The sequence below is a fragment of the Caballeronia sp. RCC_10 genome (assembly GCF_041360715.1).
Taxonomy (GTDB): domain Bacteria; phylum Pseudomonadota; class Gammaproteobacteria; order Burkholderiales; family Burkholderiaceae; genus Caballeronia; species Caballeronia grimmiae.
In genome coordinates this window covers 241,126-266,463 of sequence record NZ_JBFUPT010000006.1, presented here as the reverse complement: position 1 = coordinate 266,463, position 25,338 = coordinate 241,126, and the positions used below count along the sequence as shown (strand labels likewise).

Below are 25,338 nucleotides of genomic sequence, written 5' to 3'. Positions count from 1 at the left end.
TTGAGCATATCCAATGCATGAGCATGGATAAGCGCATAAGTGCTTTAGCTGCCGTCCTTCGTCGCGGGGTCGCTGAAGAAGTAGTCCTGCCATGACTTCGGCTCGTTCCTGATCACGCCCACGCGATGCATGAATTGTGCAAGCGCGAACGTGTTCTCAGGCGCGACCTTGAATTGCACCGCCGGATCCTTGATGACCTTCACGAGCAGATTGCGGTCGATCTTCGCCTGATTCACGCGCAGGTAGATATCGGCGGCATCTTCCGGATGCTGCGTGACGAAGCGCGCGGCATCGGCGAGGCCATCGACGAAAGCGCGATACGTCTTGGGATTCGCGTTCCTGAACTTTTCGGTGGCATAAAGCACGGTGGCGGAGCTGGGGCCGCCGAGTACATCATATGAATTCAAAACGATATGCACCTTCGGATTACCCGCCAGCTCTTGCTGCTGAAACGGCGGATTGCCGAAGTGCGCGTTGATCTCCGTGCCGCCCGCGATGATCGCCGCTGCCGCATCGGGATGCGGCACCGCCTGAGTGAGTTTGTCGAGCCGGTCGTATTGCTTGTCGCCCCATTGCTTCGCCGCTGCGTATTGCAGAACGCGCGATTGCACCGATACCCCGACCGCCGGCACCGCGATGCGGTCCTTCTCGCTGAAATCGGCGATGGTCTTCACGCGCGGGTCGTTCGACACGAGGTAATACGGCAGATTACCGAGCGATGCGACGCCCTTCACATTCTGGCGGCCGTGCGTGCGGTCCCAGATGGTCAGCAAAGGCCCCACGCCTGCTGCGGCAATGTCGATGGAACCGGAAAGCAGCGCATCGTTGATGCTCGCGCCGCCCGAGAGTTTCGCCCAGTCGACCTTGATATCAATGCCCTGCTTCCTGCCTTCCTGTTCGATGAACTTCTGATCGCGCGCCACGTTGAGCAGCAGATAGACCACGCCATATTGTTCGGCTATGCGCAGCGTGCCTTCGGCGTGGACAGCCGGCACGCCTGTGCCGATCGATAGCGCCAGCGCGGCGGCGAGCGCGCGCCATGCGCCCTTCCCTTGTCGAGAATGCATCGGAAACCCCGTGTTTTATGGACTATTCGTGTGCTGTCAGAACGGCGTGTCGCCTTCGATCGTCGTGCGATACAGCTTGCGGCGCTGATCGTCCGGCGTACCGGCGGCGAGATGCATGACCGAGCGGTTGTCCCAGAACACCATGTCATGCTCGCGCCACGCATGGCGATAGACGAACGCAGGCTGCACACTATGCGCGAAGATTGCATCGAGCAACGCGCGGCTCTCGTCCTCCGGCATCCCGATGATGCGCGTCGTGAAATGCTCGCTGACGAAAAGCGCTTTGCGGCCGGTTTCCGGATGCGTGCGCACCATCGGTTGCACGACGGGCTTCACTTCCGCGATCTGTTCCGCAGTGAGATTGGGTCGCCACGGACTGCGCTTTTGCAGCTCCGCATATTTGGCGAGATAAGTGTGCTCCGCCGTGCGCCCCTCCACTGCTTGTCTGAGATGCGCCGGCAGCGTGTCCCATGCAAGATGCTGATTGGCGAAAAGCGTATCGCCGCCAGTGGCTGGCAACTCTTGCGCATGCAGCATCGAGCCGAGGCTCGGCTTCTCCTTGTATGAGAGATCCGAGTGCCAGAAATGGCCGGCGTCGCCGAGGCCGATCGGCTTGCCGTTCTCGACGATGTTCGACACGATCAGCACTTCAGGATGCCCGCTCAGTGCGAACTGATGCAGCACGTGTCGCTGCAAGGGGCCGAAGCGCTTGCTGAACGCAACTTGTTGCTCGGGTGTGATGCGCTGATCGCGAAACACGAGCACGTGATGGTCGAGATGCGCATGATGGATGCGCGCAAAATCGGCCTGCGCGAGCGGCCTGGACAGATCGAGACCGATCACCTCGGCGCCTAGCGGGCCGTCGAACGGACGAATCGTGATGCGTTGCTCGACGGCTTCTTCGGAAGCGTCGTGGGTCGAAGAGAGAATCGTCACGGTTGCTTTTTAAACGGCGAATAGACGAACAATCTACGCCGCACGCGACGCATGAGCAAACAACGATACGCGATTTCGTTATTCGCCCATACGCTAAGGACTCACTGAATCATCGAGCGCATCGAAGGGCAATTCGACCTGCACCGGCGCGACGAACGCGTCCGCTTCTCCCGGCACGCTCAACGCACTGACGCGCAAGCCGAGCAGGCGCAGCCGCCTATCGAGCGGAATACGCTTTAAACACTCCGTCGCGGCGCGGCGAATCTCGGTGGCGTCGGCGGTTGCGACGGGAATCGTCAGATCGCGCGTGACGGTGCGAAAGTCGTCGAAGCGCAGCTTGATGCCGACCGTTCGGCCGACATAGCCCTTGCGTTGAAGATCGTCCGCGACGCGCTTGCATAAGTCAGTGAATTTGGCCGATAAGGTCGTGCGATCGTGCTTCGGATGGAGATCGCGCTCGAAGGTAGTTTCGCGGCTCATCGACTTCGGCGTGGAACTGACGACCACGTCACGATCGTCCTGTCCCTGCGCAATGCGCGCAAGCCACGCCGCATACGTGGGGCCGAAATGCGTTTGCAGAAAACCGAGGTCGGCGGCCGCGATATCGCCTACCGTCACGAGGCCAAGCGCCGCGAGCTTTTCGTTCGCCTTCGGACCGATGCCGTTCACCTTGCGCGCAGCCAGCGGCCAGATGCGTGTGGGCAGATCGTCCATTGTCAGAATGGTGAGACCGTCGGGCTTGTCCAGCTCGGAGCCGATCTTTGCCAGCAGCTTGTTCGGCGCAATGCAGATGGAGCACGTCAGGCCGGTCGCTTCGTACACGGCGTTCTTCATGCGCTTGCCGATCTCGGCGGACTCTCCCGGCAGATCGCTGACGTCGATATAAATCTCGTCGATGCCGCGATTCTCTATTTGCGGCGTGAAGCTCGCAATTGCCGCTTTGAAAAGGCGCGAATAGTGACGGTATGACTCGAAGTCAGTCGGCAGCAAAATGGCGTCGGGCGCAAGCTGCGCCGCTTTCATCATGCCCATTGCAGAAAAAACGCCGAATTTGCGTGCTTCGTATGTGGAGGTCGTCACCACGCCCCGGCCCGCGTAATCGCGCAGGCGCGCGAAGCGGCGTGTGCCATCGGGAAGCGTCTCCGGCATCGCGTTGCGCCCTCCGCCCACGACGACCGGCTGCCCGCGCAGTTCCGGATAGCGCAGCAGTTCGACCGACGCAAAGAACGCGTCCATGTCGAGATGCGCAATACGTTTAACGGGGCTAGGCGTGGCGAGTGTCGAGGGTGACGCGTTCATCGACGGATGAAAGACTCAAAGGCGGCAAGGCCGGATAGAAAATGGCCTACTGTACATTCATACAGTGATTTTCGCCAGTGCCCCGCCCGATGCTTACTCCGGCGTGCGTTTTTCCGCGAGCGCACGGCGGCAGTCGTCGAATACCTGTTTGACGACGTCGGATTGATAGTTGAGGTCTTCGCTATCGAGAATTTCTTCGACGGCGTCGCGCGCCCAATCGGCTTCGAGCATCGCGCAATGACGCGTCGCAAGATCGCGGGCGATGGCGGCCAGTTTCGCGATGGTCAGCCAGTCCGCGAACCGCTGATGCCGGTCGAGCCATTTATGCGCCGCTTGCACATGGAACGACGCCGCCGGCCAGTCGCCATTCAGATAGAACGCGCCCAGGCTGCCGCATGTGAGCCAGCACAGCAATTCGACGCGATCGCGGGCACTGAGAGTACGAGGGACATCGTTCATGGCGGCAGTTCACGAAAGACGTTTCGACGAGAAGCGCTAAGCACGCGCTTACGTTCGGTATTGAAACACGATAGCACGTGATGGTGCGGCGCGGCACTGCTCGCATTGGTCGAGATCGTGCGGTGACGAACGCTTTCGTCTGCCTCATTAACCGCTAATTCACGAAGCCTAAGCTGCTTTGCATCGACGGCTGCTACCAGGGCCCGGCAAGCGAGACCGTCGATTCCTCAGTGAATTGTTGATGACGGAGCCCATCATGTTCGAACGCCTTTCTCAATCCCTCGTCGAATTCATCTCCTCGCGGCGCGACGCCGGGACCGATGCCTACTTCGCTTCTTCGACCGATCTCGCGGACCTCGAGCGCCGCATGCGCCACGTTGAACAGGAAGCGCCCAGCTATACGCTGCCTTTTTGCGGTTCAGTGAGATCGCATGACAATGCAAGCCGCCTTTAACGGCTTATCGCCTTCAGCGCGCGTCTATTTCGCATCGTCGCGGCCGGGCTGGCCAAGCATCACGGTCCAGCCAAGACCGCGCACATTGCGAATCACGCTTGCACCGAACTTCTTGCGCACCGAATGAATGAGCACGTCGACCGCGTTGCTCTCGACTTCCTTGCCCCAGCCGTAGAGACGGTCTTCCAGTTGATCGCGCGAGAATATCGTGCCGGGGCGTTCCATCAATGCGTGCATCAAAGCGAATTCGCGCGCCGATAACACGCCTGAAGTCTCGCCGCATGTCAGCGTGCGTTGATCGAGATTGAGATTGATGGACTCGTCGCCCAGACGCGAGACCGCATAGCCCGCTTTCCTGCGCAGTACCGCGCGAATCCGCGCCAACAACTCGGGCATGTCGAAGGGCTTCAGAAGATAATCGTCTGCGCCGAGATCGAGACCTTGCACGCGCGTGTCGAGGTCGTCGCGTGCGGTGAGGATCAGCACGGGCGTCGCGTTGCCCGCCGTGCGCGCCTGTCGCAACAGTTCGATGCCTGTCATGCCCGGCAAGCCGAGATCGAGCAGCACCACGGTGTATTCGGCGGCGTCCATCGCCTTGCGGCCCGCGTTGCCGTCACGCACCCAGTCGACGGCGTAATCCGCGTCCTTCAGTGCGCGCATCAGACTCGTGCCGATCTGCACGTCGTCTTCGATCAGAAGAATTCGCATATTGCACCTTGCTCATCGCAATGGGCAGACGTCAAAGCGCGAGGCGCTGCAAAAGCACGACCGGTCTTGAGCGGTTCATCGCGCCGCGTGGCGAATGAATTGTAGTCGGCGCTCACGCGGTTGCAGCATTGCTTCGCGCGGGCGCATCGTCCGTGCTTTCATCGACGGGTAAGCCGAGTGCCGCGACGATGCCGGAACGCCCGTCGTCGCGATTGCGCAAACTCACTTCGCCGCCATAACGCACCGCGATGGCCTTGACTATCGATAAGCCGAGCCCGCTGCCTTCCACCTCTGCGTTTGCGCGGAAAAAGCGCTCGAATACACGCGGCAGCAATGCCTCGTCGATGCCCGGACCGGTGTCGATGACTTCGATCCACACCATGTGCTTATCGCGACGCATACGGACATCGACGATTCCGCCATCGGGCGTATAACGCACCGCATTGGACAGAAGATTCATCACCGCGATGCAGATGTCCGCTTCCACCGCGCGCACGTGCGCGCTGATCACGTCTTCCGCGCCGACATCGAGGCCGCGCTGAAACGCAATCGGCAGCACATCGGCAATGGCGTCCTTCATGACGACGGACATATCCACGCGCGCCAGCACGTTGCCGCTCAACGGCGCGTCCGCGCGCGCCAGCCTCAACAACTGCGTGATGAGACTGCCGCTGCGTGCGATACCGCGCCTGAGTTCGTGAAATCGCTCCTGATTGCCGGGCGCAATATGCGGCGCGAGGTTATCGGCCTGAAGCTGAAGCGCAGTAAGCGGCGTGCGCAATTCGTGCGCTGCGTCGGCAATGAATTTGCGCTCGCTTTCTATGGACCTGGCGAGCCGTTCGATCATTGTATTGATGGAACGAATGAATGGCGCGAGTTCCGCAGACACGCCGACACTCGGCAGCGGCCCGAGATGCCCCGCGTCGATGGCCTGCACTTCGTTGCCCAGCCGGTTGAGCGTGCGCAGCGAGCGCTGCACGACGAGCACCACGGCAATCCACATGAGCGGCAACAGCACGGCAATGGGCCACAGCGTTCGTGTGGCGTTCTCTTCCGCCAGCGCCCGGCGTACGGAAGAACGTTGCGCCACCTGAATCGTCATCGTCGGTTCTTCTCGCGTGAAGATGCGCCACTCTTCACCGTTGAACGTGGCGTTCGAGAAGCCCGGCGGCGCATCGGGCGAGAAGCGCTGCGATGGATCGGTCGTGCGAAACGGCGCTTCGTAGCCAGGTTTCCACAGCACGACGACGATATCGCGATCATCCTGCGAGCCGCGCGCCGGATTCTTCGGAATGCTTTCAGCGAAGCCGTCTCGCATGCGCGCCGCTACCTGTTCGAGACGTAAATCGAGCAGCGCATTGATGCCGGCCTTGCTCAGGTGATACGAACTCACCCCCTGCACGATGCCGACTGCGCTCACCAGCAAGCCGAGCGCAACGACCAACTGGTTCCTCAGCGATTTGATCATGTCATTCCGCAGCGTCGAAAGAGTCGGGGCAAGCCGCGCGACCGAACGGCGGCACTTGCATCGATCAATACACTAACGCAGCGTTCGGCCCATCGAATGCCATGACGTTCGACGCATGGCGCCGATGGGCCTGACTATCTTCATCGCTTTCGAGCCGATGCCTCCGGCACGCAGGCGCTTAGTCCTGCGCCTGAACCAGAGGACTATCCTGCTTGTCTTTCGTCACCGCCGCATCGTTGCTGCGTTGCGTCGCGGCTTCATCGGCGGCAATGGTTTGCGCGTTCATGCCTTGTTGCGACGCGGGCGCGCCGGTTGAAGGCGTGTAATGCGGTGCTGGGCCATAGCCGCTTGCAAGCGCATAAGACGCGGCAAGCGAAGCTGCAACAAAGATAACGCCACTGAGTTTGCTCATCATGATCGTGCTCCTGAGGGTTTCATGTATCCACTTCATCGGCCTCATTGCACGGGTTCAGCAAGCGACCTTCCGAAATGTGCACGCAGTCTACGTGCGTGCCTTCACGTTGAAATCCCCCCAGAAGCGCGGATAAGAATGGGCGGGTGATCGTTCCTGTATGAAGTCCTTCGTCTTCAGACGTTGTCCTCGACGCCTATCGATACCGCGCCCGCGTTGATCGTCAAACGCGTGCGCTTGGCGAGCGCATTCTGCGGTGCAGTGCCATCCGCATTCAAGCTCTTCACCTTGTTGAAGATCGCGATGAACTGGCCCGCCGTCACCGTTGCAGATGCATAGCCCAGGCCGTCGTGATCCGCATAGAGCATGTCGGGGTTGTTCTGCTGGATGAAGGTATCGAGCACGCCGGAAGAACTGATCAGCGACGCGAGCGGCATGCCCGCCGAATATGTCGCCACGTCTCTGAAGAAGGGCCGGCTGCTGATGCCGGCGGCCATCAGATCGACCATGACCGGCGTGCCTGTCGAGGGATCGGGATTGTCTCGCACGATGCCGGCCTGAAACGCATGCAGGTCGCCCGTGATCGCGACGAGGTTCGCGATGCCCTGTGTCTTCACGAACGACATCAGTTCCGCCTTGTGCGACGGGTAACCGTCCCATGCATCGCAGTCGAGCACGAAAACCGTGTTGGCGGGCGCGGGCGCAATCGACCGCAAGTCGAGCCACAAACGGTTCATCATCACCTCGTTGCCCCAGACCTTCCACGTCGCGGTGGACGCCTTCAGCGTGTCCTTCCACCACTGCGTCTGCGTAGGGCCGAGTATCGACGGCGCGCGGCCGAGACGCTGCGTATCGAGCGCCTCGAATTGCGCGAGCACTTGTTGAGGCACGAAGTAACGCGAGCCGACGATGTCGTTGCCGTTCACCGCATCATGGCCGAGCCCTTGTGCAATCGCCGCCTCGCTGACGACGTGATCGTCGCGATAGAGCCGCTCGTCGGTCATCATGAGATGCAGCAAAGCGCCGAAGCGGAAGTCGCGATAGATGCGGATGTTGTCGTAGTTCGCGTTATTCAGGTCGAACGATACGTCGCCCCAATCCACCGGCAGATATTCGGCCCACGCCTGATTCGCGTTGCGGCGGCGCGTGGTCTGCCGCTCGTTCGCGTTCGTATAGGTTTGATGATCCTGCCAGCAGTCGTCGGAGAACTCGTGGTCGTCCCAGATCGCGATCATCGGAAAGCGCGCGTGCACTGTCTGCAAGCGCGCATCGCCGCGATACGTGCGATAAAGCGTCCGGTAATCGGCGAGTGAATTCGCGTAGAAACCGCCATCCGCATGCGGCACGCCGTCGGGCAAGGTGATCAGCGGATGCGCGGGCTCGGCGGCGTCTCTCGGCGAGCCCACCGTTTCGTAGATGTAGTCGCCCAGATGCACGACGAAGTCGAGATCGGTTTCCGCCGCCATCAACGTCATGGCTTGCCAGTGATTCGCGCTCCAGTTCTGGCACGTGAACCACGCGAAGCGCAATCGTTCGATGGATTGGTTAGCGGCAGGCGCGGTGCGTGTGGTGCCCGTCGCGCTGATATCGCCGCCCGCGACGAAACGATAATAGTAAGTCGTCCTTGCCGTCAGTCCGGTCACTTTCGCGCGAACGGTATAGTCGTAATCGGGCACCGCGCTCAACGCCACGCTCGCCGCGAGTTGCGAGAAATCGGCAAGCGGCGACACTTGCAAAGTCACCGGTACAGGCTGCACCGCGCCGCCTGCGTTAGCGACGCAGCGCGTCCAGAACACGACGGACGTATCGCGCGGATCGCCGCTCGCGACGCCTTGCGGGAACGCATAGGCGCCCGTGGGCGGCGGCGGTGGCGTGCCGCCATTTCCGCTTCCTTCGTCGTCGCTGGAATGATGACAGGCGACGAGCGTCCCCGACGCCGCCGCAACCGTATAGAACGCGGATAAAGACAAGAAGCGGCGGCGGTCCATAAAGCCTCCATTGGAACGGCATCTGTTCTGAGGCTATAAACCGGACCTGTCGCTGTCAAGGAACGTGAGCGTCGTTGGGCCAGAAACAGCACATGCGTTTGCTTATCTGGCTAGCGCGATTGCACAGCCCTTAATGGAAACACGAGCCTCGCGGAAGCAATGCCCAGAGCGCCGCCAAGCAGCGTTTCCCAGGCGCGCGCCGCGAGCAGCGGTACCGAGTGCACACCGCTTGCAACAAGCGTCACGATGAGCGCAAACGCAAATGCGCCGCACGCGATGTCATAGCGATCCGGCAAGGCCATCGCATAGACGATCATCGCAAGCGCGGCCATCGTCCAGACGACGAGCGGCGCGTGCTCGGCCAGCGGCAGGCAAACAAGGCCAACGGGCACGCCGACCAGCGTGCCATAGATGCGCCGCCGCACGCGCTCCGCCGTGCCCACTGCCGATGTCGCGACGACATACACGCAAGCGGTAATCGCCCATGCGGACTCGATGAGCCCGACCGCCGCGTTGAGCAGGACCACGACGAGCGCGCCGCATGCAGCTTGCAAGCCCATCGCCAATGCAGGCGATATGTTGCGACTGCCGTAGGCGGTTTCGGAAGCGAGCGCCGGCAATACAACCGGCCGCTCCGCTGGCCCGCTGAGAACACGCGGCACGATAGCGGCGATCATCGCGATAAGCGATGCGAGCGCGATCGCCCATGCATCCGTGAGCGTGAGGTTCATTGCATAGGCCGCAAGCTGACCGATATAGACTTGCGAGCCGACGCCCGCGCCGGTCACGCCGAAGCGCTTCAGATAGCCCACGCAGAACGCGCCGGCCACGAGAATCAACTCGGCACCGCCGCGCCCGAACTCGCGAAACATCGGTCCAAACAGCGCGAGCGTCAATGCGCCGAATGCGGCGGCGGCACAGAGTATCGCCAGATCGCGGCTCGATTGCGCACGCGTCGTGCGCGCTTCGGACACGCTCGCCCACAGTGCAAAAGTCGCTGCGAGCGTGCCGACGGACACACTCGCCGGGGCCTCGCGCGTCACGTCGTGCAAAGCGCCGATCGCCGCCGCGAGACCGTAGGCCGTCACGAGCCGCAAGCCTTTGATGCGGCGATGCGCACCGGGGTCGATACGATCGAGCCACGCAACCATCGCGGTGATAGAGCGCGCGCGTGCCGGTTGTCCGTCGTCCATCGCGTTTCACCTCGAATGCGAACTGGCCTGCAACGGATTCTAGGCGGTCTTTCTTCGCGTCGTGCGCTTGCCTGCGGTCGATTGCGAAGCGCCGTCCTCATGCGCGGCGGCTTTCACGATGCAGTCGGCAAGGAGCGTCGCCGCGTCGCGAGGAACGCGTCGCGCACGCTCGACGAGACCGATCTCGCGATAGAAGGTATCGTCGCCGAGATCCAGCGCAACCGCGCCGCGGGGCCAGGCACCGATGCCGGCCGACTTCGGCACTAACGCGACGCCCGTCCCACGCGCGACGAGTTGCGCGATGCCCTGCAATTCATCCACCTCGATCGCATCGTGCACGGCGATGCGTTTCCTGCGCAGGAAAACGTCCACTTGCCGCCCGCCGAACGAACGGCGATCGTAGCGAATGAACGGCTGCGTTTCGATCAATTCGCGCCAATTCACTCGCTTCGATGACGCAGGCGCGAGCAAGACGAACGGCTCCGCGACGAGCGTGCGCCATTGCAACTCGGAAGGCATCGAGAAAGGCGGACGGATGATGACGGCCATGTCCGTTTCGCCTGCATCGACTTGAGCGAGCAGGCTGAGCGATACCCCCGGGACGATGCGAATGCGCCACGCGGGCAACGTGCGCCGAAACATGGCGATGGCATCGGGTAAAAGCACCGCATGTGCCGATGCAATTGCGCCAACGTTGAGCGTCCCGCCGCGCTCATCGCTTCCTTCGGGTTCCGCAAGCCGCGCATAAAGTGCGATGAGTTCATCGGCGAGCTCGAGCGTGCGGCGGCCCGCGTCATTGAGCGTGGCGGACCGGCCGGTGCGATCGAATAGCGAAAAGCCGAGATGCGCTTCAAGCCGCTGCATTTGCGCGCTGACCGCCGATTGCGTGAGTCCGATCTGCGCGCCCGCCGCTGCAAACGTCCCGTGGCGCGCCACCGCGATGAAAGTCGTGAGTTCGCGCAGCATGTCGATTAATCAATTTCCGTTGAGCTGACTCCCGGAATATATCGTTATTCAGCAGGAATTTTTATCAATAAAATCGGAGCCCTGCTGCTCTCACTTTCAGGAAAGGACCGTCACATGAGCACCCCGCACGACGCCATGCCGCCGTTTCATCTCGCGTTTCCCGTCCATAGCCTCGCTGCCGCCCGCGAGTTTTATGGCGATCTGCTCGGCTGCCCTGAAGGGCGCAGTTCGAACGAATGGGTCGATTTCAATTTCTATGGTCATCAGATCGTCGCGCACCTTGCGCCGGAGGAAGCGGGACATCGCACGACGAGCGCCGTCGATGGCGACGCCGTTCCGGTGCGCCACTTCGGCGTCGTGCTGTCGATTCCTCAGTGGGAAGCGCTTGCCGAAAAGCTGAAGGCTGCAGGGACGCGCTTCATCATCGAGCCGCATGTTCGCTTCAAGGGCGAAGTCGGCGAACAGGCCACGATGTTCTTTCTCGATCCGTCGGGCAATGCCGTCGAGGTCAAGGCGTTTGCCGACATGGCGTCGCTCTTTGCAAAATGAAGGCTTGCCGCGTTGCATGAACGCGCTGAAACAGAAACGGGACGCTCGCGAGCGTCCCGTTTTTACATCGGCCGAGCTAAAGCTTACTGACCCGAGCCGCTTGCGCTGACCGGTGCGCCGGGGCCGCTCGGCGTTGCGGTGCCGCCGGGCGCGGTCGACGGACCCGTCTTCATCGACGACGAATGGCTGCCGTGCGACTTCTTCATGTGCGTCGACTTGTGCGAGGTGCCGGAACCTTGCGTCGTGGTTTGCGCATTGTCGCCGGCTTGCAGGCCCGTAGCGGAACTCGGCGGATTGTCCTGTGCAAATGCCGATGCACAGACGAGAGCGAATGCGCCGGCAGCGCACGAGAGAGCGATACGTTTCATGTCCAAAGACTCCTGTTAGCAGTTGCGAATGCGATCCGTGCATTGTTCTATGCTGAGCGCCGCGGCGTGACGCACGGCGGCTCGTCGCCTTCGGTCAGGAGCACGCGACGTGCCACAGTCTGACGAATCGGTGACGAGAAAAACAAAAAGCCTCGCGCAGCAGAGCCACGCGAGGCTACGTCACATCATTGGCAATAACGAACGCTCAGTGTCCGACCGGCCCCGTGGCCTTGAGATCGCCCGACGTCCTGGACTGCGGATGCGCCGCCTGCTTGATCAGCAACGCGACAGCCGAAATGACGCCCGCCACCGCGATCACCGCGAAAATTCCGCCGAACGTGAAGTGCAAACGCGTCAGCTCGGCGACGAGGAACGATCCAGCGATGCCACCGAAGCGGCCGATGCCCAGCATCCACGCGACGCCCGTGCCGCGGCCTTGCGTCGGGTAGAACGCCGCGGCCAACGCGGGCATCGACGATTGCGCCGTGTTCATCAACACGCCCGCGAGGAACACGACCAGCACCAGCAGTCCGACGTTGCCCGCCGCCTGTCCGATGCAATACACGCTCACCGCCGTCAATGCATAGCACGCTGCGATGATGCGGTTCGCATTGAACTTGTCCATCAGCACGCCGAGCAGCACGGCGCCCACGCCGCCCAGCGGGAACAATGCGGAGATCAGCGTCGCGCGTTGCGGGCTGAGGCCGGATTCCTTGAGCAGGATCGGCATCCAGTTGATGGATGCATAGAAGATCACGAGGCCCATGAAATAGGCGAGCCACAGCATGATCGAGCCGACGATATAGGAACGCGACAGCACCACGCTCACGCCGCTCTGCCCTTGCACCGTGGGCGCGGTTTCGGTCATGAAGAACGAGCCGGCGTTGCGGGCGTCCTGCGAGATGCGCGCAAGCGTCGCGCGAATCTTGTCGACGGGCTTCGCCTTCGCCACCATGTATCGCACCGATTCAGGCAGCGCGATGAGCAGCAGCACCGACAACAGAAGCGGTGCAACGCCGCCGAGGAACAGCACGCTGCGCCAGCCGAAATGCGGGATCATCCAGGCCGCGAGAAAGCCGCCGAACGCCGCGCCCAGCGGAAAGCCGCAGAACATCAGATTGATGAGTGTCGCGCGGCGGCTGTCGGGGCAGAACTCGCTCATCATCGTGACGGCGTTGGGCATCGCCGCACCGAGGCCCAGGCCCGTGACGAAGCGCAGCGTCGTCAGTTGCGTAATGTCCGCCGAATAGGCTGATGCAAAGCACGCGACGCCGAAGAGAATGACCGATGAAAGCAGCATCGACCGGCGGCCAAGCCGGTCCGACAGCGGCCCGGACAACAGCGCGCCCGCCGCGAGGCCGAACAGCGCCGCGCTCAGCACGGGTGCCAGCGCGGGCCGGCTGATATGCCATTCCGTCACGAGCGACGGTGCGATGAAGCCGATCGCGGCGGTGTCGAAGCCATCCAGCAGGACGATGACGAAGCACATCCCGAAGATGAGCCACTGAAACGGCGAGAACGGATGCTCGTTGATGAACGTCTGAACGTTCACGCTAGGACTTCTGCTCACTTCAATCCCTTTACGTAAGAGGCAATAGATGTTCGCCAAATGTTCGTTACGCGAACAGCGATTCACATAGCGAACTATGCGATGCGCGTGAGAGTACGCAACAACGGATGCGTTCGCAACGCGGGGATACCCGGAAATCGCGCTAATCGTCAGCAGACGCGCAGGCCCGCGCGATAGGTTTCCCTCGGCACGACGAGCCGCTGCGCCCGCGCGACCCGCACGAAGTCCGCCCGCAGGCCCACGGCAAGCGCGCCGCGATCGTGAAGCCCCGCTGCATGCGCCGGCGCCCACGAAACAGCCGACACCGCACGCGGCAAGCTCCAGCCTGCGCCATCGACGAGATCGAACACCGCGATGAGCAGGCTCGACGGCACGTAGTCGGACGAAAGGATATCTAGCAGCTCTTCGCGTGCGAGTTCCATCGCCGATACGTTGCCCGAGTGCGATCCCCCACGCACGATGTTCGGCGCGCCCATGATCGTCGCGATGCGGTGCGCGTGGGCGGCGCGCGCTGCGTCCAGTGTCGTCGGAAATTCGGCAAGCGCGATGCCGTCACGCGCGGCTTCTTCGACGTGTTCGACGAGCGTGTCGTCATGGCTTGCTAGCGGTATGTTCTGGACTTTGCAACGCTCGACGATTGCCTTGCGATGCTCCGCCGCATAACGCGCCTGTTGCTCAGACCATTGCTCGAGCGTGGCTTGCGCGTGCGCGTCGCTCCACTTGCCATGACGTTCCTGAAACACGCGCCACTTCCCGTGGTCTTGCCATTGGCGCTGTCCCGGCGTGTGATCCATCACCGAGGCGAGCCCGAACAGCGGATGCGCGCTGAGCGAATCGAAGACCTCGACGACATCCGATGTGCCCACTTCGCAGCGAAGGTGCAGAAGGTGATCCGCACGCAACAGCCCGCTCTCGGCGAGCTTGCCGATGGCATGGGCGCACTCGACCTGCACCGCGCGGCCGCGCAGGGCGTCATCGGGACGCGAGCCCACGCCGAGCGCGTCGAATACGGTCGTGATGCCCGCCGACGCCACTTGCGCGTCGTGCACGATGATCGCCGCTTCGTGGTTCCATAGCACGCCCGGGCGCGGCGCGAGATGCTTCTCGATGTTGTCCGTATGCAGTTCGACCAGCCCCGGCAGCAGATAGTCGCCGTTCCAGTCGATGGCGTCGCGCGCCGCCGTGCTGCCCGCCGCGATGTCGGCGATACGTCCGTTTTCGATACGCATGACGCCGGTGAAGGTTTCATCGCGCGTGACGATTTGCGCGTTCCTGATGAGCATGTCCGTAGTGTTCCGTTGCGCTTGCATTGTTGTTCGGGCTGAGTGAATGGCGGTCGCCAGAGCATTACAATCGGTCCGTGATATTCAGGCGATGCGAATGACAGCCCCATCTGAATCGAATGATAAAGCGGCGGACGCGCTTGCTGCGGATAGCAGTCCGCGCGTGGCGCTTTACTATGCGCCGCCCGCCTCGTCCGCGTGGTGGCAGGAAGGCTGCGAATGGCTGGGCCGCGATGCGGAAAGCGGCCGCGAAACGCACGCGGCCATGCACGCGTGGACTCAGTCGCCGCGTCGCTACGGCTGGCACGCGACCATCGTTGCGCCGTTCCGATGCGCAGCGGGCGTCACGCTGGCGGACGTGCAGGCGGCGGCTCGCGCGTGGGCGAACGGAATCGTCCGCTTCGATATGCCGGTGCGCATCGCGCAGATGAATAACTTCGTTGCGCTGCGCGCCGCGCACGACGATGACGACGCCCGCATGCGAACCATTGCGGCAAGCGCGCTGCGGGCCATCGCACCGTTGCAAGCGAAGCCTTCGATCGAAAGCATCGAGCGGCGCATTCACGCCGGCATGAGTGCACGTCAGATTACGCTGCTGCGTGAATGGGGCTATCCCTATGTGCTCGATGAGTACCGCTTCCACATGACGCTGTCCGATTCACTCGATGACGCGAACGCGCGCACATTGATCGCCTCGCACTGGGCGCCGCGCATCGCGCGACTCGGGCCGCTCCCCGTTCACGGCGCGGCGCTGTTCATCGAGCCGGAACCGGGCGCACCGTTCACACTATGGCAGCGTCTGCCCTTCAACATCGCACAGGACGAGGCATGAGCCAGCTCGACAGCGCCAGACTGATCTACGTTATGGGCCCATCAGGCGCGGGCAAGGACGCGTTGCTGGCATTCGCACGCGAGCGCGTCGGTGCGAGCGTGATGTTCGCGCATCGCTATATCACGCGTGCATCCGGCGATGGCGAGAACCACATCGCGCTTACGCACGACGAATTCGCATCGCGCGTCGAACATGGCCTCTTCGCGATGCATTGGGAAAGCCTCGGCTTGCGCTATGGCGTCGGCATCGAGCTGGATGCGTGGCTTGCCCGCGGCGTGCCGGTCGTCGTGAACGGCTCGCGACAACATGCCCACGTGGCCCTCGCACGTTATCCCGATGCGCGCTTCGTTCATATCGATGCCGCGCCTGCCGTGCTGGCCGCACGGCTCGCACGGCGCGGACGCGAAGACGTGCGGCAGATTGAAGCGCGGCTGGCGCGCAAGCCGTCGCTGGAAGTGCCCGCTGGCGCGCGCATCGTTCGAATCGACAATTCGGGCTTGCTTGCAGATGCCGGCTCGCGCTTTCTCGGCGTCGTCGAAGAAGCGGCGCAACGTCCGCTCGTATAAGAAAGGCGTGTCCGGCACGCTGTCTCATGCGCCGATAGAATGAGCGAATGCCCAAGCCACCCATGAACTTGCCGCGGCACGAGCACCCCTTGCCGCTTCATACGCCCAGTACCGCATCGCTGGCGACAGCCGCCGCCATCGCGCTGATAGCGTGGCTCGCCATCGCAGCGCAGATGGACCTCAGCATCGCGCGTTCGCTCGGTCGCGGCCTGACCGTGATCGAAGGCCTCGCGCGCATGAGCAGCTATCTGACGAATCTGACCGTGCTGCTGACGGCGCTCTGCTTTACATGCGTCGCCACACGCGCGCAAGCGCCCATCGCGCGCTTCTTTCGTCAGCCGACTGTCGTGACTGCTGTCGTGGTGTATGTCGTGTTCGTCGGCATCGCGTACAACGCACTGCTGCGTTTCTGGTGGACGCCGTCGGGGTATCGCGCGTTCGTCAACGAGATGCTGCATACCGTCGTGCCCTTGCTTGCTGCGCTTTACTGGCTGTTATTCGTGCCGCGCTTTCATCTTTCATGGCGACGCTGTGCGCTCTGGCTCGTCTATCCGCTGTGCTATCTGTTCATCACGCTATGGCGCGGCAGTGCCTCGGCGTTCTATCCGTACTGGTTCATCAACGTCGCCGAGCTGGGCTATGAACGGGTCTTCTTCAACGCGACGCTGCTCATCGTCGCGTTCCTCGTATTGATGAGCGTGTTTCTCGTCATCAATCACCGGCGCGAGGACTTGAGCGTGCCCGATCCGGAAGTCGAATCCGACGACATGGCGGATTCGGGCGCACCGCGTTGAATCGCGCTCAGGCGTCTTTCGTATCGAACATCAGCAGATCGACGCCGGCCTGCGCGAAGTTCGCGAGATCGGCGGCAGTCGCCTGACCTTCGGGCGAGGCAAGCGCGGACTTGATAGCGTCGAGCGAATCGAACTCCAGCAGCGCGACGAGATGATACGGCGACTGGCCTTGCGGCAAGGCCAGGGGCCCGCTGCTCACCCGATAGCTTCTCAGCCCGGGCATTTTCTTCGCAAGCGGCGCGTGCGTCGATGTGTAGTGGGCGTCGAACGCCTGGTTGTCGGACGGAGTTTTGTAGAGCGCTACAAGTTGGGCCATCGTTGTCTCCTCGGGGCGGTGGTCATTGCTTTTCCAACTGCAGATAAAGGCGTTGCACGTTCTGCGGCTGTGCAATCGCATAGAGCTTGTAGCCGCTGAACTCGGGCGTCTGGATCGAATGCATGGCATCGGTCAGGCCGACGCCGTCCTTATACGCACGCTTCACCGACGCATCCAGTTGACGCAGATAGATGCCCGTGCGCATGATGTCGTCGCCGTCGAGGGGCGAGCCGAATGCGGGAACCACGGTCTTGAGATCGAGTGCGCGAAGATTTTCCAGTGCGCCAAGCCAGCCCGGAATCTGCTCGTTGCGCAACTCGGGAATGCGGCCATTGGAGACGAGACTACCTGCGAACAACACGCCCGTTTGCGTATCGAGGACCGCGAGATCACCCGGCGTGCTAGCGGGTCCGAAGTGCAGCAATTGCAGCTTGCGTCCGCCGCTGTCGATCTCCGTCGTGCCATCTATCGTGCGATCCGGAACCGTCACGCGAGAACCGGCCATCTCGTCTTCGCCCAGCGTCTTGCGCAAGTTCGCAAGACAGATCGAGCATCGCTCGCGAATCAGTTGCGCGGTGCGAACGTGCGCCAGTATGGGCACGTCGCGATCGCGAAACGCACCCGCGCCGAACACGAATTCCGGCGCCTGATGCGTGATGATGACGAGTCTGACCGGCAAGGGCGTGACTTTGCGGATAGCTTCGATCATCGCGCGGCCATAGCGATACGACGGCCCCGTGTCGATCACCGTTACGCCGCTCGTCCCCACGATGAACCCGTTATTCGCGACGATGCCACGATTCGCGGGTGCAACCGCGTCGCCCGTGCCGATGAACGCATACACGCCCGGCGCGATGGCGACCGGTGCGGGCATGCCCGCGAGCGCGGCCACCGCAGCATGCGCGAACGCGAAAAGAAGCGCAGCGATCGCGGCCCTCATTTCATGGCCGACGTTTGCGGACTCGATTGCGCATCGATTGCGACGGCGCTTTCGAACGTCTTGTTCTTCGTGTCCTCGATATGCGCCTTCAGTTCGCCATTTCCGTTGGGCAAGAAATAGAAGCGGAAATTCGGGTTCTCGCTGATCGAGAAGTTGACGTTCGCGGTCATCACCGGCTTGTCCGCATACGTAATGGCCACCTTGCGGATGAAATAGGCGGTCGCGTAGTTTCGCGTGACCTGATTCATCGCCATGCCCGTTCGGTTAGGGTGCCGAACCATCACTTGTGCAAGCTCGGGCTTGCCGCCTGCGGGTTTGCCTTCGGCTTGCAGACGCACCGCGCCCGCTGAGCGTTCGGCGGCGTCCTCGTCCTTGTCGGCGGGAGCGGAACAGCCTCCCGATGCCTTCACGAAACGCACGGCGCTATAGAGATGGCCGTCGTTGGTCTCGGCTATCACGCGCATGAACGTGTAGTCTTCGACTCGAACCCGCGTCTCGATGCTTGCGAGGCCCGACTCCGGCGTAAATTCGAAAGAACCCGCATACGGCTCCGGGTTTTCGTCGATGAAAAGATAGACCTTGCTGATGTATCGCGCCGGCGTTTGCGGGAATTGAGCGTTGATTGCGATGGGCACCACGGCGGCATCCGCTGCACGCGCGGGCGCATCGAGCTTGACGACCGCATCGCCATGCGAATCGATCGTGCGGCCCTTGAAGGCGCCTTCCTTGAAATCGAGCCAGCGCGCGACCTTGTCGGGATCGTCGTCGGGTGATGCGGCTTGCGTTACGCACGGCGCAAGCGATGCAAGCACAGCCGTGAACGCTGCAACACGCTTCCTCAACATGATGTCCTCCTGTGCCGCTACTTCTCCCATTCCAGCTCCGCATAAGCCGCTGTCACGTTGCGGCGATGATAGACGTCGTACAGCAGCCACTTATTCCGCTGATCGACGCCTACCGTGTCCACGGCTTGCTGAATAGTATCGCCCCGCTTGATGGCCGCTCGCACATCGCGCGCCAGTTCCGCGAGGTACTGCTCTTCCGCTTCGATAGACTGGGGCCAGGGGGCATCGAGCGGGCCGTGCCCCGGCACCACATGACGCGGATTCATCTGCTTAATGCGCGCTATATCGTCGAGCCAGCCAACGACACTGCCATCTACCACCGGTATGCATCCGACGAAAAGAAGATCGCCTAGCCATAGCGTTCCGCTCTTCTCATCGTATACCGTGATGTCGTTGTTCGTATGCGCTGTTTTCCATGTTTGCAGCGTCAACGTGCGGCCGCCGAGATCGAGGGAGGCGCTTCCATCCACCGTCAGCGTTGGCGGAACGATCTCGCTTCCTTCTGCCGCCGCTCCGAGTTCGCGCTTCAGCGCGCGAAGATAATTGTCGGCGCGCGCCGCCTCGGCTTGCGCGAGCTTCACGCTGCCGACGAATCGCACGTGCTCGTCCTTGAATGCCCCATTGCCGAACATATGATCCGGGTGCATGTGCGTATTGATGACGTAGCACACAGGCAAGGGCGTGACCGCGCGAATCGCCGCGCGAAGCTGCCGGCCTTCGGCGAGCGTGCCGCCCGTGTCGATCACCGCGACACAGCGCGCGCCGACGATAAATCCCACGTTAGCAATATCGCCGCCGTTAGCGGGCGTCGCGACATCGTCGTGTCCGCGATGCACATAGTTGCCCGGCGCGATCTGCTGCGTCGCGAACGCCGATGCGGCATGCGCTTTCATCAAGACGCAAAGCGCGAGAAAAACCAGCGCGCGCAGCATCGACGACACGGTCATTGAACGCTTTCCGCATCGGCAAGACGTTTCGGACGCAAGAGGCCGAACTCCGCGTACTCCTGCTCGAGAAACGGCTCGGCGTGTTCAAGCAGAAAACGTCGAAACGCGAGACACGTCGGCGACAATTGTTTAGAGCGCGCATGCACGAGCTGCCACGTTCTTTCGACCGGCGTGCCGTTCACATCCAGCACGGCGATCTCCCCGGTACGCAATTCGAGCGCGAGCGTATGCAGCGAAATTAGGCTCACGCCCATGCCTGCCATCACGGCCTGTTTGATGGTTTCGTTGCTTCCGAGCGTCACGCTGCGTGAAGGCACGAAGAGATTCTGCTTGAACACATGTTCCGATACGGCGCGCGTGCCAGATCCTGGCTCACGCAACAAGAAGGTATCGTTGGCAAGCTCCTGCAAGTCGAAGCGCCGCGCATGCCGCAAAGGATGCGACAGCGGCGCAACGATGACATGCGGATGCCATGCAAGCGGCTCGGCCGTCGTTCCGAGTTCGGGCGGCGGCCGGCCCATGATGGCGAGATCCGTCGCATTATCCTGCAGCAGCCTGAGCAAGGTCTCGCGATTGCCGACCGAGAAGCGCACATCGACCTTCGGGTATTGCCGCGAATAAAGCGCAAGCAGCTTCGGCGCAAAGTAAGTGGCCGAACTCACGATGCTGACCGCAATCGATCCGCTATCGGCCTGTCTGAGCGACATCATCGCGTCTTCGGCGTCCTTGATTTCACCGAGAATGCGGCTCGCATGATGTTGCAATCGCTCGCCCGCTTCTGTCAGTGCAAGCCGGCGCGCGACGCGTTCGAATAGCGGCAAACCCACTGCGTCTTCGAGTTGCTTGATCTGCATCGATACCGCCGGCTGCGTGAGATGCAGTTCTTCAGCGGCACGCGCAAAGCTCGGGCAGCGCGCGGTAATCACGAAGATCTGAAGCTGACGCAGCGTGAGGGAACGGATGAAGTTCATGCGCGAGAGGCGGCATCGAACCGCTTACCGGCTCGCACGCGGCGCGTTTCCCGTCTTGGCGGGCGCACCTTGGGGCGGCGGCGAGATATTCTTGAGCGCACCCTGGAATGCAATGGTCTCCTTCTGCACCGGATGCGCGAAATCGTTGCCCGCGCCCGGAACTTCGGTTCGAATGAGAAGGACGCGGCCCGGCACGTCATCGGCGATGACGAACGTATAGCGTTTGCCGACATATTGCGCGAAGCGGTCCGCGTTTGGATCGTTGAGGTAAGGCTGAATCACGATCTGCCGCGCATTGACGTTCTTGCTGTTCTTGAGACCGAGCGCCTCCGCTGAAACTGGCGTGATCGCCGGGCTTGCGGCGAGCGCCAGGCGTACGCGCTGCTGAAAATAGCGCTTCTGTCCGCCCGTCAACTGCTGCATCTCGGCGATGTCGTGTTCCAGAAAGTAGATGATGACCGGATTGCATGGCAAGCCGCCCGGCACGTCGACGTTGCCCGTGCGATCCGTCAGCCGTGCATCGTTCTTCGCATTGCCGGGGCTCGTCACGATCACGCGCATAGTATCGCTGACTTTCGCCGGCGGGCCCGAATAGTCGACCGCGTAATCCAGCTCCGTCATCGCTTCGATGCCGGTCATGTGCGGCTGCATGAAGAGCATGCGCTCGGCCGGCGCGATCTCCGGACTCGGCGCGGATGCGGGCGGCGCATCCGCGCCGAATGCGTTCGTCTCCGCGACGACAGCGAGCGCGCACGCCGCGACCAGCGCGCGAAGCCTTGCATGTGCGGCGTTCATTGCACTTGCGCCGGTTGCATCGGCTGTAGCGGCAGCAAGGGGACTTGATAGCTCGTCAGTATCTGATCGATCTTCGACTGATTGGAAGCGATCCAGCCATCGACCTTGTCGCGCCACGCCTTCTCGCCATAGCGCACGCCCATCGAGATTTCGAAATCGAAGCGGATGCCCGGCTGCGGCGGGAAGGCCACGAGCCGCACCTTGTTATCCGAGCGATTCACGAAATAGCCCGCGATAGGACCCCACACGAAAGCGGCATCGACATTGCCGCGTGTGAGATCGCGTTCGATCAGCTCGCCGGGAAAAGCTTCGGGGTCGCCGCTTTGCCCTTGATACGACACAGCCTGATCGATGAGATTATTTCGCAGCAGCCAATCCACTGCGGGACTCTTGACGAAGATCCCGAGCTTCATCTTCTTGAGCTGATCGGGCGGCAAGTTGACGAGGTCCGCCGGCGTCTTGATGCTCGCGTATTCGGGCCGGTTCGGAAGCACCATCGCGTAGGTGGAATGCAGATAGGGGCGCGTTGTCGAGGTCAGCTCATACCCTTTGGGCACGCCGATGATCAGATCGCACTTGAAGCGTTCGGTATCGGGCACCTTCTGGCGCAGCGTATTGCGCACGAAGCCCATGCGCTGCGGATAGTACGTGTATTCGAGCTTATAGCCGAAGTCACTCGCCATCTGGCTCGCGATCTTGTTCTCGTAGCCTTCGCCCTTTTCGTTGGAAAGCGGCATGTTGTTCGGATCGGCGCATACGCGCAATACGCCGTCTGCGCCATCGTTGTTCGGCAGATCCGGCGGCGGGCCTCCTGCGCCCTGTGCATATGCTGCATGCGCGGCAAGCGCCGTGAAACATGCGGTCAGGAACCGCAACGATCGGAACAATGCGCCGCTGGCAGGACGGTGATGCATGAAGCCTCCGGGAGTGAACGCGGTCATCGAACGTCGACGTGCTTACTTCGCATCTATCGCCTGCAAGTCGCCCGGATTGATCTTGCCGTCTGAACGTCCCTTCAGATACGCGTAAAGATTCTCCCAATTCTTTTGCATCATCTGGCTTGCGCTGAAGTCGGGCATACCCTTATCCACGCGCCCGCCGAATACGGTGCGATGAAACTCATTCTTGTCGAGCGTCTTCAATGCATCGACCAGCGACGGGCCGACCATGCCTTCCTGCTTTGCGCCATGACAGCGTTCGCACGCGAGCGCGCGCCATGTACGCCAGCCCTGCAGCGTATCGTTGTCGACCTTGTTGCCGTCGACGACCTTGTACGCCACCTGTTTCATCTGCCCCGAATCGGTCTGGGCAAACGAAACGGACGACGCAGCGAGCGCCATCGAAAGCAGCAAGAGTGATCGGCCTTTCATGCGTTTGTCTCCGTGAATATGATTTTTTTTTGCGCGGCGGCGCGTCTTGCCGCCGCGCGATACCACTACGTTAAGGACGCTGCATCAACCGCCGGGAATGGCGAACACGAACAGCGTGCCGCCGAGCGCCGTGTACTTGGCCAGTTCCTTGTAGCCACCGACCGCGCCCAGGCCTTCCGTCGACTTCTCGAGACCCGCCGCCATGCCGATGCCGGCCCAGCCGCCAATGCCCGAATAGACGCCGACGTATTGCTTGCCCTGATACTGATACGTGAACACGTTGCCGATGATCCCCGACGGCGTCTTGAACTTCCAGAGCTCCTTGCCGTCCTTGATGCGAACCGCCTTGATGTACCCTTCGAGCGTGCCGTAGAACACGATGCCCCCTGCCGTTGCGAGTGCACCGGACCACACCGAGAACCGCTCCGGCTTGGACCACGTGATCTTGCCCTTGGCCGCATCCCACGCGATGAAGTTGCCCATCGAACCCTTCTCGTTCGGGCCCGGATACATCGACAGCGTTGCGCCGACGAACGGCTGACCCGACACGTAGTCCACTTGGAACGGCTCGTAATCCATGCAGACGTGATTAGTCGGCACGAGGAAGAGACTCGTGTTCGGATCGAATGCGGCGGGCTGCTGATCCTTTGATCCAAGGGCTGCGGGACAGATGCCTTTCACGTTGACATCGGGGCCTGCCTTCTGCGTCGAATAGGTTGCATTGCGAATCGGCAGGCCGCTTTTCAGGTCGACGCTATCGGCCCAGTTCACAGCGGGGTCGTACTTCTGCGCCACGAGCAGTTCACCCGTTTCACGATTCAACGTGTAGCCGAACCCATTGCGGTCGAAGTGAACGATAGCGGGCACCTTCTTGCCGCCGATGTTCAGGTCCGACAGGATCATCTCGTTGACGCCGTCATAGTCCCATTCGTCGTGCGGCGTCATCTGATAGACCCACTTCGCCTTGCCCGTATTCAGATCACGCGCGAAGATCGACATGGACCACTTGTTGTCGCCGGGGCGCTGAGTCGGATTCCAGGTGCCCGGATTGCCGGTGCCGTAGTAGACAAGGTTGAGTTTCGGATCCCATGCGTACCAGCCCCATGTGGTGCCGCCGCCGTATTTCCACTGATCGCCTTGCCAGCTCTTGAGCGATGAGTCCGCTCCGATCGGCGTCATCTTTCCGTCGGTCCAGGTCATGGTTTGCTGCGGGTCGAGCAGCATTTCATCGTCGGGACCGGTGCTATAGGCCTTCCAGACTTCCTTGCCGTCCTTGATGTTGTAGGCGATGAGCCGCCCGCGCACGCCGAACTCGCCGCCGGAGATGCCTGTCAAGACCTTGTCGCCGAATACGTGTGGTGCGTTCGTATTGGTCTCGCCCTTCTTGGCGTCGCCGTTCTGAGCCGACCATACGACGTCGCCGGTCTTGGCATCGAGTGCGACGAGTTTGGTGTCGGCCTGCTGGAGGAAGATCTTGCCGTCGCCATAGGCGAGACCGCGATTGACGGTGTCGCAACACATCACCGAGATGACTTGCTGATCCTGTTTCGGCTGGTACTGCCAGATGAAGGTCTGGTCTTTCAGATTGATGGCGATGACCTTGTTCGGGAACGGCGAGTGGATGTACATCGTTTCGCCGATGACGAGCGGCGAGCCTTCGTGGCCACGCAGCACGCCGGTCGACATGGTCCAGGCGACCTGTAGTTTGCCGACGTTGTTTTCGTTGATCTGCTTGAGCGTGCTATAGCGGTGATTTGAGTAGTCGCCCGCTTGCGCCGCCCAGTTCGAGGGGTTCTTGATAAGGCTGTCGAGTTGCGGATCGGCCTGCGCCACATAGGAATTCAAGCCTGCCGTCGCGACCACCGCCAGTCCAAGAACCAGGGTGCGTAAGTTCATGTCTCCTCCAGAATGATGATGCTTCCGACCCACGGATGACCACGCTACCGGCTTGCATCGTGCGCGCCTTCTGGATGCAGGTAACGCGTTGCGCTTTGCCCGGTTCTTTGCCGGACGCTTGCGTATCGGGGCCAATTGCATATTCCATGCCGGTTTGTTGCGCTCTTTATGTGCAGTGCGATCGTGCGTAACGGTTCTTTGTTTGATGGCCGTGCGCGCCGGCGGTGCGAGACATACTGTGTCAAATCCGCGAATTTCTTTGCTTTTGTTCTGTGCTGTGGGGCTTTTTGTTTCTGACGCGTTGCAGCAGGGTTTTCGTTGCTGCGTTGGGCGGCGGGCGTGCATA

Annotated in this window: 27 protein-coding genes; 5 read left to right on the top strand and 22 right to left on the bottom strand. The window is 61.7% G+C overall.

Translation table 11 applies throughout. The features are described from left to right. Positions 1 to 44: 44 nt before the first annotated feature. From AB6804_RS14560 to AB6804_RS14545, 4 genes are all read right to left on the bottom strand, one after another. Entirely contained in the window at positions 45 to 1,067 is a 1,023-nt protein-coding gene (locus AB6804_RS14560; RefSeq protein ID WP_370887019.1) for an ABC transporter substrate-binding protein, read from the bottom strand. A gap of 36 nt (positions 1,068 to 1,103) precedes the next feature. Continuing rightward, positions 1,104 to 2,003, bottom strand: a complete 900-nt coding sequence (locus tag AB6804_RS14555) for a TauD/TfdA dioxygenase family protein (protein WP_370887018.1) — start codon at positions 2,001 to 2,003, stop codon at positions 1,104 to 1,106. 93 nt (positions 2,004 to 2,096) lie between these two features. Further along, positions 2,097 to 3,302, bottom strand: coding sequence for a DNA polymerase IV (gene dinB, locus AB6804_RS14550; RefSeq protein ID WP_370887017.1), 1,206 nt, complete (start codon positions 3,300 to 3,302; stop codon positions 2,097 to 2,099). Between the two features lie 93 nt (positions 3,303 to 3,395). Further along, a complete protein-coding gene (locus AB6804_RS14545; RefSeq protein ID WP_370887016.1) occupies positions 3,396 to 3,761 on the bottom strand; it encodes a hypothetical protein in 366 nt (121 codons plus the stop codon). A 256-nt stretch (positions 3,762 to 4,017) separates the two neighbouring features. Here AB6804_RS14545 and AB6804_RS14540 point away from each other — a divergent pair, with 256 nt between their 5' ends. Continuing rightward, positions 4,018 to 4,215: a DUF3563 family protein gene (locus tag AB6804_RS14540; RefSeq protein ID WP_370887015.1), complete on the top strand. Its 198-nt coding sequence runs from the start codon at positions 4,018 to 4,020 to the stop codon at positions 4,213 to 4,215. 24 nt (positions 4,216 to 4,239) lie between these two features. On the opposite strand, the gene AB6804_RS14535 is transcribed toward AB6804_RS14540, so the two are convergent. From AB6804_RS14535 to AB6804_RS14510, 6 genes are all read right to left on the bottom strand, one after another. Further along, a complete protein-coding gene (locus AB6804_RS14535) occupies positions 4,240 to 4,923 on the bottom strand; it encodes a response regulator transcription factor (RefSeq protein WP_244795213.1) in 684 nt (227 codons plus the stop codon). Between the two features lie 112 nt (positions 4,924 to 5,035). Next, positions 5,036 to 6,391 carry an ATP-binding protein gene (locus tag AB6804_RS14530; RefSeq protein WP_370887014.1) on the bottom strand — a complete coding sequence of 452 codons (1,356 nt, stop codon included), beginning with the start codon at positions 6,389 to 6,391 and terminating at the stop codon, positions 5,036 to 5,038. Positions 6,392 to 6,569: 178 nt separating this feature from the next. Beyond that, complete coding sequence (locus tag AB6804_RS14525; protein ID WP_370887013.1) at positions 6,570 to 6,806, bottom strand: hypothetical protein; 237 nt, start codon at positions 6,804 to 6,806, stop codon at positions 6,570 to 6,572. Between the two features lie 173 nt (positions 6,807 to 6,979). Further along, complete coding sequence (locus tag AB6804_RS14520; RefSeq protein ID WP_370887012.1) at positions 6,980 to 8,791, bottom strand: alkaline phosphatase; 1,812 nt, start codon at positions 8,789 to 8,791, stop codon at positions 6,980 to 6,982. 110 nt (positions 8,792 to 8,901) lie between these two features. Continuing rightward, positions 8,902 to 9,984, bottom strand: coding sequence for an FUSC family protein (locus tag AB6804_RS14515; RefSeq protein ID WP_370887011.1), 1,083 nt, complete (start codon positions 9,982 to 9,984; stop codon positions 8,902 to 8,904). Between the two features lie 39 nt (positions 9,985 to 10,023). Further along, positions 10,024 to 10,950 carry a LysR family transcriptional regulator gene (locus AB6804_RS14510; RefSeq protein WP_370887010.1) on the bottom strand — a complete coding sequence of 309 codons (927 nt, stop codon included), beginning with the start codon at positions 10,948 to 10,950 and terminating at the stop codon, positions 10,024 to 10,026. 114 nt (positions 10,951 to 11,064) lie between these two features. Between AB6804_RS14510 and AB6804_RS14505 the strand changes: the two genes are divergently transcribed. Beyond that, positions 11,065 to 11,499 (top strand): VOC family protein, encoded by a 435-nt coding sequence (locus AB6804_RS14505; RefSeq protein ID WP_035970703.1) that lies wholly within the window; start codon positions 11,065 to 11,067, stop codon positions 11,497 to 11,499. A gap of 83 nt (positions 11,500 to 11,582) precedes the next feature. On the opposite strand, the gene AB6804_RS14500 is transcribed toward AB6804_RS14505, so the two are convergent. The 3 genes from AB6804_RS14500 to AB6804_RS14490 form a co-directional block, all read right to left on the bottom strand. Continuing rightward, on the bottom strand, positions 11,583 to 11,867 hold the full coding sequence (locus tag AB6804_RS14500) for a hypothetical protein (RefSeq protein WP_370887009.1): 285 nt from the start codon (positions 11,865 to 11,867) through the stop codon (positions 11,583 to 11,585). A 205-nt stretch (positions 11,868 to 12,072) separates the two neighbouring features. Continuing rightward, positions 12,073 to 13,437, bottom strand: a complete 1,365-nt coding sequence (locus AB6804_RS14495) for an MFS transporter (RefSeq protein ID WP_370887008.1) — start codon at positions 13,435 to 13,437, stop codon at positions 12,073 to 12,075. A 149-nt stretch (positions 13,438 to 13,586) separates the two neighbouring features. Beyond that, a complete protein-coding gene (locus tag AB6804_RS14490; protein WP_370887007.1) occupies positions 13,587 to 14,747 on the bottom strand; it encodes an alpha-D-ribose 1-methylphosphonate 5-triphosphate diphosphatase in 1,161 nt (386 codons plus the stop codon). A 70-nt stretch (positions 14,748 to 14,817) separates the two neighbouring features. Between AB6804_RS14490 and AB6804_RS14485 the strand changes: the two genes are divergently transcribed. From AB6804_RS14485 to AB6804_RS14475, 3 genes are read left to right on the top strand one after another with little or no spacing between them, the layout of a single operon-like run. Next, on the top strand, positions 14,818 to 15,552 hold the full coding sequence (locus AB6804_RS14485) for a DUF1045 domain-containing protein (RefSeq protein WP_370887006.1): 735 nt from the start codon (positions 14,818 to 14,820) through the stop codon (positions 15,550 to 15,552). Then, a complete protein-coding gene (gene phnN / locus AB6804_RS14480; RefSeq protein ID WP_370887005.1) occupies positions 15,549 to 16,118 on the top strand; it encodes a phosphonate metabolism protein/1,5-bisphosphokinase (PRPP-forming) PhnN in 570 nt (189 codons plus the stop codon). Before AB6804_RS14485 ends, phnN begins: the two co-directional genes overlap by 4 nt. 47 nt (positions 16,119 to 16,165) lie before the next feature. After that, the gene (locus AB6804_RS14475) at positions 16,166 to 16,912 is read left to right on the top strand and encodes a Pr6Pr family membrane protein (protein WP_370887004.1); all 747 of its coding nucleotides are present in this window, start codon (positions 16,166 to 16,168) and stop codon (positions 16,910 to 16,912) included. Positions 16,913 to 16,919: 7 nt separating this feature from the next. Here AB6804_RS14475 and AB6804_RS14470 read toward each other — a convergent pair whose 3' ends face one another. From AB6804_RS14470 to AB6804_RS14430, 9 genes are all read right to left on the bottom strand, one after another. After that, the gene (locus tag AB6804_RS14470; protein WP_370887003.1) at positions 16,920 to 17,228 is read right to left on the bottom strand and encodes an EthD family reductase; all 309 of its coding nucleotides are present in this window, start codon (positions 17,226 to 17,228) and stop codon (positions 16,920 to 16,922) included. Positions 17,229 to 17,250: 22 nt separating this feature from the next. Then, on the bottom strand, positions 17,251 to 18,168 hold the full coding sequence (locus AB6804_RS14465; RefSeq protein ID WP_370887002.1) for an MBL fold metallo-hydrolase: 918 nt from the start codon (positions 18,166 to 18,168) through the stop codon (positions 17,251 to 17,253). Continuing rightward, positions 18,165 to 19,013 (bottom strand): quinoprotein dehydrogenase-associated SoxYZ-like carrier, encoded by an 849-nt coding sequence (locus AB6804_RS14460; protein ID WP_370887001.1) that lies wholly within the window; start codon positions 19,011 to 19,013, stop codon positions 18,165 to 18,167. Before AB6804_RS14460 ends, AB6804_RS14465 begins: the two co-directional genes overlap by 4 nt. A gap of 17 nt (positions 19,014 to 19,030) precedes the next feature. Next, positions 19,031 to 19,960, bottom strand: a complete 930-nt coding sequence (locus AB6804_RS14455) for a quinoprotein relay system zinc metallohydrolase 2 (RefSeq protein WP_370887000.1) — start codon at positions 19,958 to 19,960, stop codon at positions 19,031 to 19,033. Then, entirely contained in the window at positions 19,957 to 20,931 is a 975-nt protein-coding gene (locus AB6804_RS14450; protein WP_370886999.1) for a LysR substrate-binding domain-containing protein, read from the bottom strand. The genes AB6804_RS14455 and AB6804_RS14450 overlap by 4 nt, the downstream gene beginning before the upstream one ends. A gap of 24 nt (positions 20,932 to 20,955) precedes the next feature. Next, a complete protein-coding gene (locus AB6804_RS14445; protein ID WP_370886998.1) occupies positions 20,956 to 21,726 on the bottom strand; it encodes a hypothetical protein in 771 nt (256 codons plus the stop codon). Next, a complete protein-coding gene (locus AB6804_RS14440; protein ID WP_370886997.1) occupies positions 21,723 to 22,640 on the bottom strand; it encodes a quinoprotein dehydrogenase-associated putative ABC transporter substrate-binding protein in 918 nt (305 codons plus the stop codon). Before AB6804_RS14440 ends, AB6804_RS14445 begins: the two co-directional genes overlap by 4 nt. Before the next feature lie 42 nt (positions 22,641 to 22,682). Next, a complete protein-coding gene (locus AB6804_RS14435) occupies positions 22,683 to 23,096 on the bottom strand; it encodes a c-type cytochrome (RefSeq protein WP_244795234.1) in 414 nt (137 codons plus the stop codon). 84 nt (positions 23,097 to 23,180) lie between these two features. Then, on the bottom strand, positions 23,181 to 24,992 hold the full coding sequence (locus tag AB6804_RS14430; protein WP_370886996.1) for a methanol/ethanol family PQQ-dependent dehydrogenase: 1,812 nt from the start codon (positions 24,990 to 24,992) through the stop codon (positions 23,181 to 23,183). Positions 24,993 to 25,338: the final 346 nt, after the last annotated feature.